We start from the raw sequence: 17,043 nt of genomic DNA on the forward strand, positions 1-17,043 counted from the left end.
ACAAGGCCCTTTCGCCAACGCCAATCGGCATCCATCGCATGCTTCAGTGCACTAACCGGCCTCCGTCGGCTCGACCGATGCAACAATTTTTCTGCGCGCCTCGGCAACGGCCGCATCGATGTTGATCGAATCGCTGTCAATTTCGTCTATCAGCTTGGCAAAGAAGGCCGTATCGAAACCGTTGTCGACCGATGCGACAACCGCGGCACTTTGCGCAACGGCTTGCGGACGCGACGCCGGCGCCGGAACCCAATAGCGCCCCTTCGCAAACGGATAGGTAGGTAGACTCAAGCGCTGCGGCTTCGCAGCCGGATACAGCCGCTCCCAGTCGAATGCCAAACCCTTGACCCAGAGTTCGAGCAACTTGCCGTACTTGCCCTTCGATACCCACGATTCGATCGCTTGCTGCAAGTCTTCGTCGGCCGCGAATAGTCCCAGCGCATCCTTATTGCGCTTGACCTGCCCCACGTAGACGTCTGGGACGTCCTCGCCGGCGAGGATTGCGCCCAGCTTCGATTTGAGTGCATCGACCGAATCGGCCAGCACGCCGATCCGCGCCTCCATCGCCTCGCGGCCGACCTGCAACGTGTACGCGACATCCATCAATTGCGCGTCGCTGAAGTCCTTGGCTTCGATTGCGTCCAAGAGTTGCCGCACGTGCTCTTTCAAACGTTCGTCGTTCTTCGCCGACAGCACCACCACCGCGGGCGTTGCCGGCGAAACCGGCGTCGCCGCGCGAACGTCTTGAGCCGGGATGTATTCCTCGATGATCACGTGCGCATTCGAGCCTCCGGCGCCGAACGACGAGACGCCCGCAATGCGCGGATATTCCCGTGCCGGAGCGCCGTCGACCGACACCACGGGTCGCTTCCATTCGCCCAGCTCGCGCTGTACGACGAACGGCGTCTTCGCGAAGTCGATGTTCGGATTGAGCGTTTCCGAGTGCAGGCTCGGCACCAACGTCTTGTACTTCATCTGCAACAGCACCTTCGTGATCCCCGCGATACCGGCGGCGCTTTCGCAATGGCCGATATTCGACTTGGCGGAGCCGATCGCACAGTATTGGCCCGCATCGCGTCCTTGCCCAAAGGCTTTGCTCAAGCCGGTGATCTCGATCGGATCGCCCAACGAAGTCCCGGTGCCGTGCGCTTCGATGTAGCTGATCGTCCGCGGATGTACCCCGGCATTCTTGAACACTTGGCCGATCACACTCGCCTGCGCGTTGGGATTCGGAACCGTATACCCATTGGTTTTGCCGCCATGGTTGATCGCTGTGCCTTTGATGACGCCATGGATTTGGTCGCCATCGGCAATGGCTTGCGCCAAGGGTTTGAGCAGCACCGCGCCTACCCCTTCGCCGGGAACGTAGCCGTCGCCGCCTTCGCCGAAGCTTTCGCAGCGGCCCTTGCTCGAGGCGAACTTACCGCTCGAGAGCAGCAAATACTTGTTCGGATGCACCGAAACGTTCACGCCGCCCGCCACCGCTACTTCGCATTCGCCGCGTTGCAGACTGATGCAAGCAAGATGCAATGCGGTCAGCGACGATGAGCACATCGTGTCGATCGCCAGGCTCGGGCCATGGAAATTACAGAAGTACGACACGCGATTGGCAATCGACGACGCGCTCCCGGAGATCGCAAGCCCACGACCGCGCGCTTGTTCTTGCGCGCCATAGAGTTGGTATTCCTCGTACATCACGCCGACGAATACGCCGACATTGCCATCCAGCCCCTGAGCTTGATACGTGCGCAAGCGCTCGCGCGTATAGCCTGCGTCTTCGATCGTCTCGTACACGCATTGCAGGAACAACCGTTCCTGCGGGTCCATGACCTCGGCCTCACGCGGCGAAATATTGAAGAACAGCGGGTCGAATTGATCCACACCCTCGATAAAGCCGCCCCACTTGCTATAGCTTTTGCCAAGCTTTTCTTTATCGGCATCGAAGTACAGACCATGATCCCAACGCTCGGCCGGAATCTCTCGGATGCAATCCTTGCCCGCACGCAAATTCGACCAATAGACGTCGAGATTGCGCGCCTCCGGATAGCGTCCGCTCATGCCGATGATCGCAATATCGACCGCGCCGGCCCCGAGCAGCGCACCTTGTTTCCCGGTCCGCGGAGCGAAGCGCCGGTTACGAGTCGGCTCCGACGTACGCGTGGCCCTGCGCACGGTGGCGAGTGCCGGCGCGGCGTCTGCCGGCACCGCGGGCTTCGCGGCTTGCACGTTCGCCCCGATATCCAGCAGCGAGACCAACCGATCGCTATGCGACTGCACGAAGTAGTCGGTCAACGCGCGCAGCGTCTGATATTCGAAGAACAGGGTTTTCGACAACGGACCGAAGCGTTTCTCCAGATCGGCCGTCAGTTGAAGCACGAGGATCGAATCGATCCCGTATTGCTCCAAAGGCGCGTTCACGTCGATCCGGTCCGCGGAAAGCTTCAACGTCGCGGACAACACTCGCTTCAGATATTGCGCGGTCTGTTCCGTCAGGTCGCCCATCGACGATACGGCCGCCGCTTGAGGGACCACCGCCGGCTCGGCGGCCGGTGCGGTTGTGTTCGCGGGTTCGACGGGTGCCGCTTCACTATGGACCGCGTCGGGGTACGATAGCTGCCGCTGCTCGGCCTGAGAGACGGATCCTTCGACGATTCGCGAGCTGAAGCTCCGCATACGCACATAGACCCGCCCTTGCTCGTCCATCACGTCGACGTCGAGCTTGCGCACAGGACTATCGGCCGTACAACCGTCGCTATAGCGGACCCAAACCCAAGCTTGCGACGGGCAAGCGCTCACGAACTCGAGCCGCTCCAACGCAAACGGCAACGCGGTCTTGCCGCCGGAGACGGATAGGTTCATCCCGAGCGACGCATGCAGCGCGCCGTCCATCATGCTCGGATGCAAGACGAATGGCTCCATGGACAGGCCCGCGGGCAACGCGAGTTTGGCCAGCACTTGGTCCTGTCCACGAACATCGTGTCCTACCTGCAACGATTCGAGCCCACGGAAGCTCGCGCCGTATTGCAAGCCCAGCGTGTCGAACACGGCATAGCATTGCGAACCGTCCATCCTTGCGCCCTGGCATTGCGAGCGCAATTCGTCCAGTGCGATGATCTCCGGCTCGATCGGTTCGCCCAGCATCGCTTGGCCCTGCGAATGCAGGACAGCTGGCTCGTCTTGATCGGCTTGCGTGTAGATCTCATAGTCGATCTCGCCGCCGTCTCGCGGGATCAGGGCGATATGTACCGTCTGTCCGGCTTCCCCCACCACTAGAGGACGGGCGAATACGGCCTGCTCGATCGTGATGGTCGCAGCGCCCGTTGCCTGAGCGATAGCCGCCCGCGCCATTTCCAGGTGTGCCACACCCGGCAAGACACGGTGGCCTTGAACGACGTGGTCACGCAGGAAGAACTCTTCGCCGCTGAAGGTCGAGCTGAAACGCTGCGCTTCGAGCGTCGACGTGTTTTGATGCAGCAGCGGATGCAACGCGGCACCGCCGATCGTCGATCGTTCCTCTACAACCGGCACCCAGTACCGCTCGTTCGCGAACGGATAAGTCGGCAAGCTGATACGCCGCGGCTTGTGCTCGCCGTACAACTGATCCCACCGCAACGCATAGCCTTGGCAGTACAAATCCGCCAACGCATGCAGGTTCTCCTGGTACCGCTGGCGCTCGCCCTGCAACAACGCCGTTTGGACCAGCAAATCCCGCGCATACGACTCGATCGCCTTTTGCCCGGTAAAGTCGCGGCCAACCTCGCCATGGAACAGATTCGACAGCTTCTCCTTGCTCGCCGCCTCGCTCCAGACATGCACCGCATGGTCGCGATCGCGCACTACCACCGCGCTGCGATACCGGAAGTGCTGCCGCCCGCACAACAACGTATAGCTCATCTGCGAGAGCGCTTGCGCGTCCCACTCGCCTTCGCGCAGCACCGTCAGAATATCGGCGATCTTGTGCTCCAACGCCTCGCTCGTCTTCGCCGACAACACCAGCAGGAAACTCGGCGGCACGTTCGATACCACCTGCGTCTCAGGCGCGTCGTACGCATCGACCACCATGTGTGCGTTCGTGCCCGTCATCCCGAATGCACTCACCGCACCTCGGCGCGGATGTCCCGCTCTCGCCGGCCAACGCTTCGTTTCCTTGTTCACATAGAACGGGCTCGATTGCCACTGGATATAGTCGCTCTCTTGCTCGCAATGCAGGCTCGCCGGAATCACCTCGTGCCGCAGCCCTTGCGTCAATGCCACTAGGCTCACGAGCCCCGACGCACCCAACGTATGACCGAGGTTGCTTTTGGTCGACGTCAGCGCGCAGAAACCCTGGCTGCTTGTTTGGTCCTTGAACGTGTCGTACAACGCATTGATTTCGATCGGGTCGCCTAGGCGCGTTCCGGTGCCATGCGTCACCACGTGACTGATCGACTCCGGATCGATCGCATGGCGTTCGTACACCTGCCGCAGCAACGCCGTCTGCGAAGCGCCGCTCGGCGCCGTAATGCCGTTGGTCTTGCCGTCGTAGTTGATGCCACTACCGTGGATCAACGCGTAGATCGGATCGCCATCGGCCTGTGCTTGGCTCAGCCGCTTCAGCACCAACGCCACCACAGCCTCGCCCGGCACCATCCCGTTGGCTCGCTTATCGAAGGCGAAGCAGTGCCCATCGGATGAAAGCATGCCCATCTGACTCATGCCGGCGTAACTACCCGGCGTGAGCAACAGATTGGCCGCGCCCACGATTGCCGTATCGCATTCGCCGGCATGCAAGCTCAAGCACGCTTGATGGGCCGCAACCAAACCCGACGAGCACGCCGTGTTGATCGTCATCACCGGACCTTTCAGGTCCAAGAAGTACGCGAGCCGCGCCCCAAGCATCCCGTCATGGTTGCCCGTCACCGCGCCTCGGCTGCCCGGCAGCAACTGATAGTCGCCTTGCTCGGCGCCAACGAACATCCCCACCTTGCTTCGATTGAGTTGTTCGCTGCCGTAGCCTGCATCTTCGAGCGCTTTCCACGCCTCTTGCAGTAACAGCCGTTGGCGCGGATCCATACGCTCGGCTTCGCGAGGCGATACTTCGAAGAACAGCGGATCGAATTCCGCCACGCCGGGGACGAAACCGCCCCACTTGCAATTGGTCTTGCCCGGCTCGCTGGCCGGGTCGCCAAAGTATTCGCGCCAATCGAAGCGCTCGCCCGGGATCTCTTCAACCGCATCCTTGCCGCCGCTCAGAATCGCCCATAGTTCGGCAACACTGCGCGCTTGCGGGAAACGCCCGCTCATGCCGATGATCGCGATGGGCTCGTCTGCGATATCGCGCGGTTGCTTCTTATCTCCGGTCGCGGAGGAGCGAGTCTCAATCGCCGAGCCGATAGCATGCGCGGTTGGGAGCGCTGCGATAGATGTAGATACCGGGGCTGAGGCTGCGACAGGCATTGCCGCTTGCACCACTTCGACCTGGCCGCCTTCTCGGTAGAACGCCTCCAGCATCTCGCCGTGCTGCCGCTGCAAATGCACGCCCAATTGCTCCAGCGTCGGATGGCTGAAGAATTGAGCCGGCGTGAATTCGATACCGTAATGCGCGCTCAAATTGCGAGCGAACGTGGCCAGGCTGATCGAATCGAACCCAAAATCGGCCAGGTTCTCCGTCACATCGAGACGCTGGCGCGGAACCTTCAATTGCTCGCTGACCAGCTCCTTCAGGTCCCACGTCACGCATTGCTCCAACGTGAAACCCTGCATCGCCGTGCGATAGCCTTTGCCGGCCGAGACTGGCGCGGGCTGCATGGTGGCTGAGCTGGCTTCACTACGCGCGCCGACGCCTAGCATCGCGTGAATCCGGCTGCGCCGTCCGGACATGACCAAGTACTGCACGCTCTGCGCGCTCAGCGCCCGCTCGAAAACATCCAAGCCCTCCGGCGCCGCCAGCGCGCGCTGACCGCTCGACTCCAGATACAACCGGGTCGCCCCTTCATCGCCCACCTGCATGCCGCCATCGCGCCACAGCGGCCAGCAGATCACGCGCGCCGCGCCTGGTTGGCCATTCCGCTCCCGCGCATAGGCCATCAAGAACCGATTGCCTATCGCATAGCTGCACGCACTGAAATCACCGAGCACCGCCGACGTCGACGAGAAGTAGCAGACGAAATCGAGCGCCTGATCTTGCAACAACGCATCCAACACCAGCGTGCCTTTGACCTTCGGCTCAAGTACATGCTCGAACTGCTGCGACGGCGTCGTCAAGATGCTTTGCGCGCTGTCGATCCCGGCTGCATGGATCACGCCATGAATCGCGCCAAAGCGTTCCCTCGCCCGCGCCAATCCTGGCTGCATCGCGCTAGCGTCGCAAACATCGGCTTGCAGGTACTCGACCTGCGCACCCAAGGCTTCCAACTCCCGCAGTTGACGCTCCCGCTCGGCGTTCAGCGGCGAGCGGCCGGTAAGGATCAGCTTGGCGCCGTAGCGCTCGGCCAAGTGCCGTGCGAATAGCTGCCCGAGGCCGCCCCATCCCCCGGTGATCAGATACGTACCGCCTTGACGCAAACGGCTCTCGCCGCCTCCGAGCACAGTAGGTCGGACGCGCAAAACATAGCGCTCACCTTCCCGGTAACGCGTGCTTTCGAACGTGACGGCATTCAGTTCCGCCCAAGCGTGTTGCGTCCATTCCTCAGCGCTTGCTGCCGCATCGCCCTCCAGGTGCATCACCGCTATCTTTAGCTGCGGAAGCACCCGTCCCAACGAACGCTCGAACCCGATCCAAGACTCGCTATGGGAACGCGACAGCGCTTCGGCGCCGCTCGTACCAAGCAGTACACGTTTGCATGAGGATTTGTTGCGCGCCAAGGCCTGAATCAAATGCACTACCGGCGTAGCACGTTCGCCCCATTGCGGCGTTTCGAGCGGCCAGCCATAAAGGACGGCATCGATGCGCCCGTGTTCGGCCTCGATCGTGGAGAGCACGCTGGCGTAGGCCGGCATGTCCGCCGCCACCGAGATCGAATAGACCACCTCTGCGTCGTCTCTATCGCTCGCATCATGCGTGACGAAAGCGACCTTGATCGATGCGTCATACGACGCCACCGTCTCGCGCACCTTGCGCCGATGTTCCGCTTCATTGAAGAAGCAGACGATGACACGCAACGCGATCGAGCCATCCGCTGGCGTCTGCGCGGATTCGCACCAACTCTCCTCGAACGTCATCAACTCGGGCCGCTCTTCGCTTGCGGCGGATGCCGGATCGACGTGAGCCGGTACCGCAACCGGGGGCACGTCGGACACCGGTGCATGGACCGGGGCCGATGTTTTCGAGACCGAAATCCAGTAACGTTCCTTTGCGAACGGATAGGTCGGCAGGCTGATCCGCCGCGGCGTTCCATTCGGATATAGGCGCCGCCAGTCGAATGCCAAGCCCTTAACCCACAGGTCCAAGATCCGTTCGAGCTTGCCTTTGGCAATCCACGCCTCGACGGCATCGCGCAGGTCTTCGTCCGCTTTGAACAGCGACAATGCAGCCTTGTCGCGCTTGATATGTCCCAGATGGAGATCGCTGACCGAATCGGTCAAAACGAATTGCTCCAATTTTCCGATCAGCTGTGCGACCGATTCGACGATCAAACCTAAACGAGCCTCCATCGCGTCGCGGCCGATCTGGAGCGTATAAGCCACGCGCGCGAGCTCGCTTTCCGCTATGCGCCCTTGCTTGAGCGCTTGCAGCAATTGCTCGGCTCGTTCCTTGAGGCGTGCCTCGTTCTTCGCGGAGAGTACGATCGCAACGGGTTCGCCGTGGCCGGTACGCGATTCGGCATGCCTACGATTGTCGGGAACATATTCCTCGATCACGACGTGCGCATTGACGCCGCCGAAGCCGAACGAACTGACGCCGGCTCGGCGGGGCAGCGCCTCGCCGCTCTCCGTGCGCAGCGCCGGCCAAGGTTCCGTTTCGTGAACGATGTAGAACGGGCTTTGCTCGAGCTGTATATACGGATTGATCTCCTCGCTGTGCAAGCTCTTGACCAGCGTCTTATGCTTGAGTTGCAGCAGCACCTTGATGACGCCCGCCACACCGGAGGCGAATTCCAAATGACCGATGTTCGTCTTGACCGAGCCGACGCCGCATCGAGCGTCGCCCTCGGCTTCCCCGAAGCTCTTGAACGCGGTCTTCAGCGCTTCGATTTCGATCGGGTCGCCAAGCGAGGTCCCGGTGCCGTGTGCTTCGATATACCCGACCGTCGACGGCGCAATGCCTGCGCGCGAGTACGCGTCTTTCAGCAAATCCGCTTGCGCCCTCGGATTGGGAGCCGTCAGGGAATTGGCGCGCCCGCCATGGTTTTCGGCCGAGGCCAATACCACGCCGTAGATGTGATCGCCGTCCCGCTCGGCCGCGCTGAGCTTCTTTAGCACGAGTATGCCGACGCCTTCCCCACGAACATAACCGTCGGCGTCCTTGGAGAACGCCTTGCAACGGCCGTCCTCGCTGAGCATCCCCGCCTTACTGAAGCTGATATGCGCGGCCGGCGTCAGCATGGCGTGAACGCCGCCGACGAGCGCCATTTCACAGCCGTCGTTCCGGATCGCGGCCAAGCCTCGATGGATGGCGACAAGCGAACTCGAACATGCCGTCTCGATCGGCTCGCTAGGCCCATGCAGGTTCAAGAAGAAGCTCATCCGTCCCGGCCCGAGCGAGGGCACAGCGCCGGTCATCGTGCTGCCTTCGACAGGCCGGTTGGAACGCGCAATGAGTCCGCTATAGCCGCTCTCCGCCATGCCGACGAAGACGGCCGTTCGGCTTCCGGAAATATCTTGCGCCGCATAGCCGGCGTCTTCTAGCGCCTTCCAAACATGCGTCATCAGCAGACGCTGCTGCGGATCCATGCCCTCCGCTTCGCTGGGCGATATCTTGAAGAACAACGGATCGAATTCATCGATACCGTCGATAAAGCCGCCCCATTTGACGTTGGTTTTATTCCCTTCCTTCGTGGGATCGCCGTAAATGGCTTCCCAATCCCAGCGCATCTTCGGAACCTCGGCGATACAGTTTCGCTCGCCGACGAGGTTTTCCCAAAAGGCGTCTAGATCTTCGGCCATCGGGAAGCGGCCGCTCATCCCAACGATCGCGATGGGCTCGGGACGCTGATTGTCCTCGAAGGTCTCGGCGCCCGCGCCGAGCGAGGCGCTCGCAAATCGCCGCGGCCTGTCGAGTCGCACCGCTGCCGCGGGGGCTTCCACGAGCGCGGACGGGGCGGGAGAGATCGCCTCTTGACTGGATCGATAAGCCGGCTTGGACGAGTCGACGAATACCGACGCGTGCTCCTGCGCCAGATAATCCGCCAGCCCATGGAGCGTCGAATACTCGAAGAATAGGGTTGGCGAAAGCTCCAGACGATACGTCTGGTTGAGTTCGTTGGAAAACCGGGTCAAGCTGATCGAATCGAAACCGTATTTACTCAGTTCGACATCGGGCTCCAAGTCGTCGGCGCTGATCTTCAAAAGCTTCGCCGTCGTCTTCATCAATAGGTTCAGCACCCGCTCGCGCGTTTCATCCGCATCGGAATGCGACGCGTGCGCATCGATCGCGACAGCCTTTTCCGCCGGCGCCGGCTTCTTGTCGGTCGCCGTGACATCGCGCAAGCGCTCCAATTCGCCGGCGAGCACCACCACTTGCGACTCACTCGATACGAACGCATCGTAGAGCGCCCGCACGCCGGCGGCCGTTTCCAACGCATGCATGCCGCTTGTTTGCAGGCGCTCGCGCACCGCTGCATCCACCTGCATGCCGCCGTCGGCCCATAACGGCCAGTTCAACGAAATCGTGCGACCATGCCGCTGCCCCGCAGCCGTCAACGCGTTCCGGTACGCCGCATATCCGTCCAGGAAACCATTGGCCGCGGCATAGTCGGATTGCCCCAGATTGCCGAACACGCCGGCCACCGAGGAGAACAAGACGAGCCAGTCGAGCGACAGGGCCTTGGTCGCGTGATCGAGTGCAACCACACCCGACACCTTCGGCGCCAGCACCGCCCGCAGTTCTCCGGCGGATTTCCTTAGCAGCAAGTTATCGAGGATGACGCCCGCGCAGTGCAATACGCCGTGCAACGCGCCGAACTCGTCCACGATCCCGTCGACGAGTCCTTGCACGACGAGCGGATCCGCGATATCCGCCTGCCGATAGACCGCCGTCGCGCCGAGCGCTCGCAATTGATCGAGTTGGGCTTGCTTACGGGTGTCCGAGGCCGAGCGACCGCTCAGCACGAGCACCGGCGCATGGACGCGTTGAGCGATCTCTTGCGCGAACAGCATCCCCAATCCGCCGGTGCCCCCCGTGATCAAATACACCCCGGCATCGCGCCACGGCAATTGCGGGGACTCGCCGCTTTGTTTATCGGTCAAATCGGTCAAATCAGTCAATGCGACGACCTGCCGTTTCCCGGATACGTAGCGCACTCGTGCATCGTGGGGCGCGTTCGCGTTCTCTTGCAGTGCGGCCACCACCTCCTGCGCGTTCGCCTGCGCGCCGACGCCGATCACCTGCCCCAGCAACTTCGGATTCTCTTGGCGTGCGCTCTTGAGCAATCCCGAAAGACCGGCCAGCAACTGCGACTCGCCTTCGTCCGCTACCACGAGTTGCAGCAACACATCGCCGGATGGTTTGGCCTGCAATACGACTTGGAGCAGTGCGAGCATCTGCGTCGCAGCCGACTCGAAGCGAGCCGCCATCGAGCCTTCCCCGCGCAGCACTTCGCATCGCGCTTGCGGCACTTGCGCTTCGACGCTCGCGGCCAACTCCGCCAAGCCTTCGCCGAGTACGACCCAGCGCTGCGCGTAGGCATGCGCGACGCCGTCTTCGATAAGCTGCGGCCGCCACTCGGGCTTGAACAAACGCGTACCGATGCGCGCGGTTTCGCCGAACTCGCCATCGAGCACGCGTCGCGAATAGCCCCTCATCCGAACACAGACGACGCCGTCTTCATCGCACAGGTCGATGTCGTATTTTTGGACTTTGTCCAGAAACTGACTTCCCTCGCTGAATCGAATCAAGGCGAAGAGGCGCTGCTTGCAGGCACCATAGACGGTCAGTTCATGCAAGACGAACGGCAGCGTCGATTTGGGTTTGCCGGACTGATTCGTCGACGCCCCGGCGTCCAATGCCAAACCGCCCAATGCGGCATCCATGAGACTCGGATGGAGCACGTAGTCTTCGAGCGTGCTCGACACGGGTTCGGGCAGCTCGAGTTCGGCAAGCGCTTGCGGGCGTCCCGATTCGTCTTGCCCCATGTGAATGGCTTTGATCGCGCGGAACGAAGGACCGAAGACGAAGCCGATGGCGGGCAACACGGAATAGCAATCGTCCGCCGACAAGGTTCTTACGTTGCATTGCTGACGCAAACGTGCGACGTCCACGTGCTCGGCGTCTGCGTGCGGCTGCACCGCTGCTCGCCCTTGGCAATGAATGCGCGTTAAATTCTCGCTCGCAGCCGTTCCCATCGGGCCGCTGTACACCTCGAAACTCACTTCGCCCGACGCTTCCGGCGCGACGCGAACATGCAAGCGCGCGGGCTGATCGGCGACAGTGACGGCCTGCGGCCATACGACGTTTTTGAGGCGCACGCGGGCTGCGTCGCGCAAACCGGCTCTTCCGGGGGCATCGCCAAGCGCCTGAGCGATCGCCGCGCGCACCATTTCGAGGTAGACCACCCCGGGAAGGACACGCTTGCCCTTGATGACGTGGTCGGCGAGGAAGAATTCGCCGCCGGTAAAGGTCGAACTGAAGCGCTGCTCGTTGAAATCCGACGTGTTTTGCTGCAAGAGCGGATGCAACACGCCGGCGTGCGCCGTCGCCGCGCTTGTCGAGGCGCGCGCCGCGGCGCGATCGGCCGCGATCCAGTAGCGCTCTTGCGCGAACGGGTACGTCGGCAAGCTGATTCGGCGCGGCGTTGCACCGACATATAACTTACGCCAATCGAGCGCCATTCCATCCGCCCACGCTTGCGCGACTTCGTCGAATGCTTTGCGCGAAACCGCGCGCTCGATCAACGCGTCGGCATGGCGATGGGTCAGCGCCTCGTCGGCTGTGGCCGCTTTGGCTTCCCCTCGGTACACGCCGACACCGCATTCGCCACCGGCCAAAACGCGTTCGAGCTGACCGATCACGGTTTGCCGGCTATCCGCGACGAAAACAAGCCGGCTAGCCATTGCTTCGCGTCCCACCTGGAACGTGTACGCAAGATCAGCCAAATCGACGTCGACGGTTTCCTTCAAATAATCCAGCAGGCTGCGCGCATACTCGATCAACCGCTCATCGTTGCGTGCGGATACGGGAATCAAGTACGAGCCGCGGTGTACCTTTTCCTTTTGCACTTCGATGCGGGGCGCTTGCTCGAGAATGGCGTGCGCGTTCGCGCCGCCGATCCCGAACGAGCTCAGCGCTGCGCGCAGCGGCGCATTCGTGCGCGCCCAGGGCGTGAGTCGATCGACGACATAAAACGGCGAATTGTCGAAGTCGATGCCTGGGTTGGGACGCTTATAGTGCAAGCTCGGCGCGATTTCGCCGAAGGTCAATCCCAATGCGATCTTGATACAGCCGGCGAGCCCCGCCGCGGTATCCAGATGCCCGATGTTGGTCTTGACCGATCCGATACCGCAAAACCGATGCTTTCCGGTAAAGGTCTTATAGGCCTCGGTGAGCGCCGCGAGTTCGATCGGGTCGCCGATGCGCGTACCCGTGCCATGCGCTTCCACATAGCTGATCGTTTCGGGATCCACGTCGGATACGTTCAACGCCCGGCGAATGACGTCGGCTTGGCCTTGCACGCTGGGCGCATAGAAACCGGCCTTATCCGCCCCGTCGTTATTGAGCGCGACGCCTCGAACGAGCGCATAAATGTTGTCGCCGTCGGCAATCGCATCCTCAGCTCGCTTCAACAGCACGACAGCGACGCCTTCTCCGGCCACCATGCCGTCGGCGTTCGCATCGAACGCCTTCAGCCGGCCGTCGCTGGAGAAATTCAAGCCCGGTTGATAGAGATACCCAAGCCGCTCCGAAGCGAAGAGCGTGGCCGCGCCCACCAACGCACATTTCGCGTTGCCGGACAGCAAGGCCTGATACGCCGAATACAGCCCGGCCAACGAAGACGAGCAATTCGAATGCACGAAGAAGCTTGGGCCCTTCAATCCCAATCGATGCGAGATGATCGTAGGAATCGTGCCGCCTTGAGCCAGCAACCACGGTACGTACCCCGCTGCCTGCCCTTCCGGATCAGGCTCTTGTGCATTCGTACCCAATTGCGAGTGATAGAAGCTGTTGCTCGCGGACATGAACACGCCCGTGTCGGGTACCTGGCTACTGACATAGCCGGCATCTTCGAACGCTTTCCATGCATGCATCAAGAGCAGCCGCAGCTGCGGATCCATCAACTCGGCGTCGCGCGGGGAAATGTCGAAAAAACGAGGATCGAACCGATCCTTACCTTCGATCGACGAGTACACCGGAACGTAATTCGGATTGCTGAGTAACGGCTCGGGCAGCCCGGCGTCGCGCAGGGCTTCCGGCGAAAGCGTCCGCACGCCCTCGCGGCCATGCCGAAGGTTGTCCCAGAAGCGGCGATGATCTTGCGATCCCGGGAATTGGCAAGAAATGCCGATAATCGCGATGCTATCTTTGTAGTAGTCGGGATACGCGGCCGGCTGATCCGCCGTCTTTCCGGGCTCGAGATTCGAATCGATCGCAATGTTTGCCGCGGCCGCATCGTTACGTTCCCGGCGCTTGGCATCGGCAATAAACTGACTGATTTTCCCGACACTGGCGTATTTAAAGAGCGTCGTCACATCGAAGTCGCAGGGCACTTCTTGCCGAATCCGCTCCGCGACCACCGCCGCCAGCACGGAATCGCCGCCCACGTCGAAAAACCCGTCGTCGAGCGCGATATCGTCCGTATCGAGCACCTCGCGCCAGATCGCCAATATCTTTCCGACGATTTCGGAATCGTTCACGGCAGGCGTGCGCGGCAACCGCTTGCTTGCACCCGGATCTCGGGCGGTCAACGTCTTGCGATCGACTTTGCCGTTAGGCGTGAGCGGAAGCGCGTCGAGTTCGACGAACTGCGACGGCACCATATAGGCGGGCAATACTGTTTTCAAACGCTCGCGAATCTGACGCGCATCCAATGCGCGATCGCCCGTGCCGTTCGGCCGAACGACGTAGTACGCGACCAACTTCTGCCGGCCGCCGTCGTCATAGGCGACCACGGCCGCGCTGCCGATCAAGGGCAACGCAGTCAATTGCGTTTCGATTTCGCCCAACTCGATCCGGAAACCGCGCACTTTCACTTGCGCATCGATCCGACCGATATATTCGAGCGTCCCGTCGGCGAGCCAACGCGCGAGGTCGCCGGTTTTATAGAGCTTCGTGCCGGGCGTGAACGGGTTATCGATGAATTTTTGCTCGGTCAGTGCCGGCTGATTCAAATAGCCGAGGGCCAATCCATCGCCTGCAATGCACAGCTCACCGGCCACGCCGACCGGAACGGGCCGCAACCGGGTGTCGACCACATAGACTTGCGTGTTGGCGATCGGCCGACCTATCGTGATGGGGCCGTCGCCATGGATCGGCGCGGCCGTCGACCAGATCGTCGTTTCGGTCGGGCCGAACATATTCCACGCGGGCGAGCGGCTCGCGACGAACGATTGCCGCAGTGCTTGCGGAAGCGCCTCGCCACCGCAAAGAATCTTGATCCCCGTCTCGTTCTTCCATCCCGCCTGAAACAACATCGTCCACGTCGTAGGCGTGGCCTGCATCAGCGTCGGCTTTACGCGCTTAAGTACCGCAAGCAATTGGTCGACGTTGCGTGCGGTCCCGTCGGTACAGATATGACAGTGGGCGCCGCGGACGATCGGCAAATACAGCTCCAATCCGGCAATGTCGAAGCTATAAGTGGTGACCGCTAGCAAACTATCTTGCGGCCCGACTACGAGCATGTCCGCCATCGACGTCAGGAAATTCACGAGCGCCTGGTGCGTGATCATCACGCCTTTAGGGCGACCGGTACTGCCCGACGTATACATCACGTACGCGAGGTTGCTCGACGTCGGCGGCAGGGCCCCGCCCGTGCTTCGCGCCGGTGCTCGCTCGATCTGACTCCAGTCGCGATCCAGCACCACGGCCTGCACGCGATCGCCCAGCAGCGGCGAGAGTAGATCGAGCAGTCGCGCTTGCGTGACGACCAGCGCGGCACCCGAATCGTCCAGCATATAGCGCAATCGATCGATCGGATAAGCGGGATCGAGCGGCACATAGGCGCCACCGGCTTTGAGAATGCCGAGCAGCCCGACGATCATGTCCAGCGAGCGTTCCACGCTCAACCCGACCAACCGATCGGGGCCTACGCCGCGTGCTTGCAGATAGCGGCCGAGCGCATCGCTTCGATCCTGCAATTCACGATAGGTCAGCGAATGGCCGTCGCACGTTACGGCAATCTTCTCGGGTGTGCGCTGCGCCTGCCGATCGAATAGATCATGAAGGCAAACATCGCGCGGATAATCCAAGGCGGTCGCATTCCACGACGCCAATACCTTGTCCGCATCGGCGGCCGTGAGCAAGTCGAGTTCGCATAGCGCGCGATCGTGGTCGTCGACCATTTGCTGCATCAGCGACAGATAGTGCGCCAACATGCTTTCGATACGCGCGCGATCGAAAAGCGATGCGTCGTACTTGAGTCGCAACATGAAGCCGTCGGCGCGCTCCAGCACCTCGAGTACGAGTTCGTATTCGCCTTCTTGGCTCAAGCCGTCGACAAATTCGATCTGAAACTCGTGCGCTAGACTTTGCAGATCGATTACGTTCGCGCTTTGAAATTCGAACGCCGCCTGAAAGATCGGTGCGACATCGGTCGTGCGGCCGCTCTTCACCTCGCGCACGACGCGAGGGAACGGATACAACGCATAGTCCATTCCGTCTGTCAGCGTCAATTGCAACGACTTGACGGTATCGAGGACCGACCGGCTCTCTTCGATACGGCTGCGAACCGCGATCATATTCGCGAAGTTGCCGACGACATCGTCGAAGGCTTGCTCGGGCCGGCCCATGATCGGCACGCCGACAACGACCTCGCCGTCGCCCTCGCTGCCGTAGTGGTGCAGAAAAACGTTATAGATGCCGAGAAACATAACTGCCGGCGAAATCCGATGCGTCGAGCAAAACGCACGAAGCGCTTCGCTCAGCGGCGCGGAGACGGTGCGGGCGCTCGAATCGGCTACCCGCCGGCGATCGGCCGCGCGCGGCCGGTCGGTCGGCAGCGCCAAAACGGGCAATGGCCCTTCCAACTGTTTCAACCAGTATTCGCGCTGGGCGCGCGCCTCGTCGCTCGCTAGAAACCTTTGCTCCCAGGCGACGAAATCGTCGTATTGCGTCTTGGTGGCACGAGGCGCGAGCGTCTCGCCGCGGCATGACTTTGCGTAGGCGCCGAGCAACGCCTCGAGCAATAGCTGAAGCGAGCGGCCGTCGACGATGATGTGATGCGCGACCAACAACAGCATTTGCTCGTCGCTCGACCGTGAAAGCACGTGCAATCGCACCAACGGACCGGCCTGAAGCGAGAACGGCGGCTTAGCCCTTTCCTTCACGTACGAGACGACTTGCTCGGGTGCGAGCGCCGAAATGTCTTCGTATTCGATGATGAAGCGGCGTTCCTTGGCCCAGCGCTGATAGGGCTTGCCGCCTTCTTCCTCGATGACGGTCGTCAAGATCGGATAGGCTCGAAGCAGCGCGGCCCAAGCGGCTTCAAGCGCCGCGCGGTCGAACTCACCGCGAACTCGCAAGCAGATCGGGATGTTATAGACGTTCGATTCGGGAAAAATCTTTTGGTACGCCCACAGGCCCTTTTGATTTTCCGAAAGCTCTTTTTTCGGAGCCTGCGTCCTTAGCGCCTCAAGGTGCTTGAGCACCTCCGCGGTTGAGAGCTTGCCTGCCTTGTATGCGGCTAAGATTTCCCGACTGACCATCCTCGTACCCGTTTCGATGATGAAGCGATTTCTAGGAGACTCGCGCGCGCC

The 17,043-nt window shown here is 61.5% G+C and carries 1 protein-coding gene; it reads right to left on the reverse strand.

Going from position 1 to position 17,043, the window contains the following annotated elements; translation table 11 throughout:
• Window positions 1-51: 51 nt before the first annotated feature.
• Window positions 52-16,992 (reverse strand): amino acid adenylation domain-containing protein, encoded by a 16,941-nt coding sequence (locus tag AB1286_RS26700; RefSeq protein ID WP_430366229.1) that lies wholly within the window; start codon window positions 16,990-16,992, stop codon window positions 52-54.
• Between the last annotated feature and the right edge of the window lie 51 nt (window positions 16,993-17,043).

Origin of the sequence: Trinickia sp. NRRL B-1857 (assembly GCF_050470685.1) — a bacterium.
In the GTDB taxonomy this organism is placed as follows: Bacteria; Pseudomonadota; Gammaproteobacteria; order Burkholderiales; family Burkholderiaceae; genus Trinickia.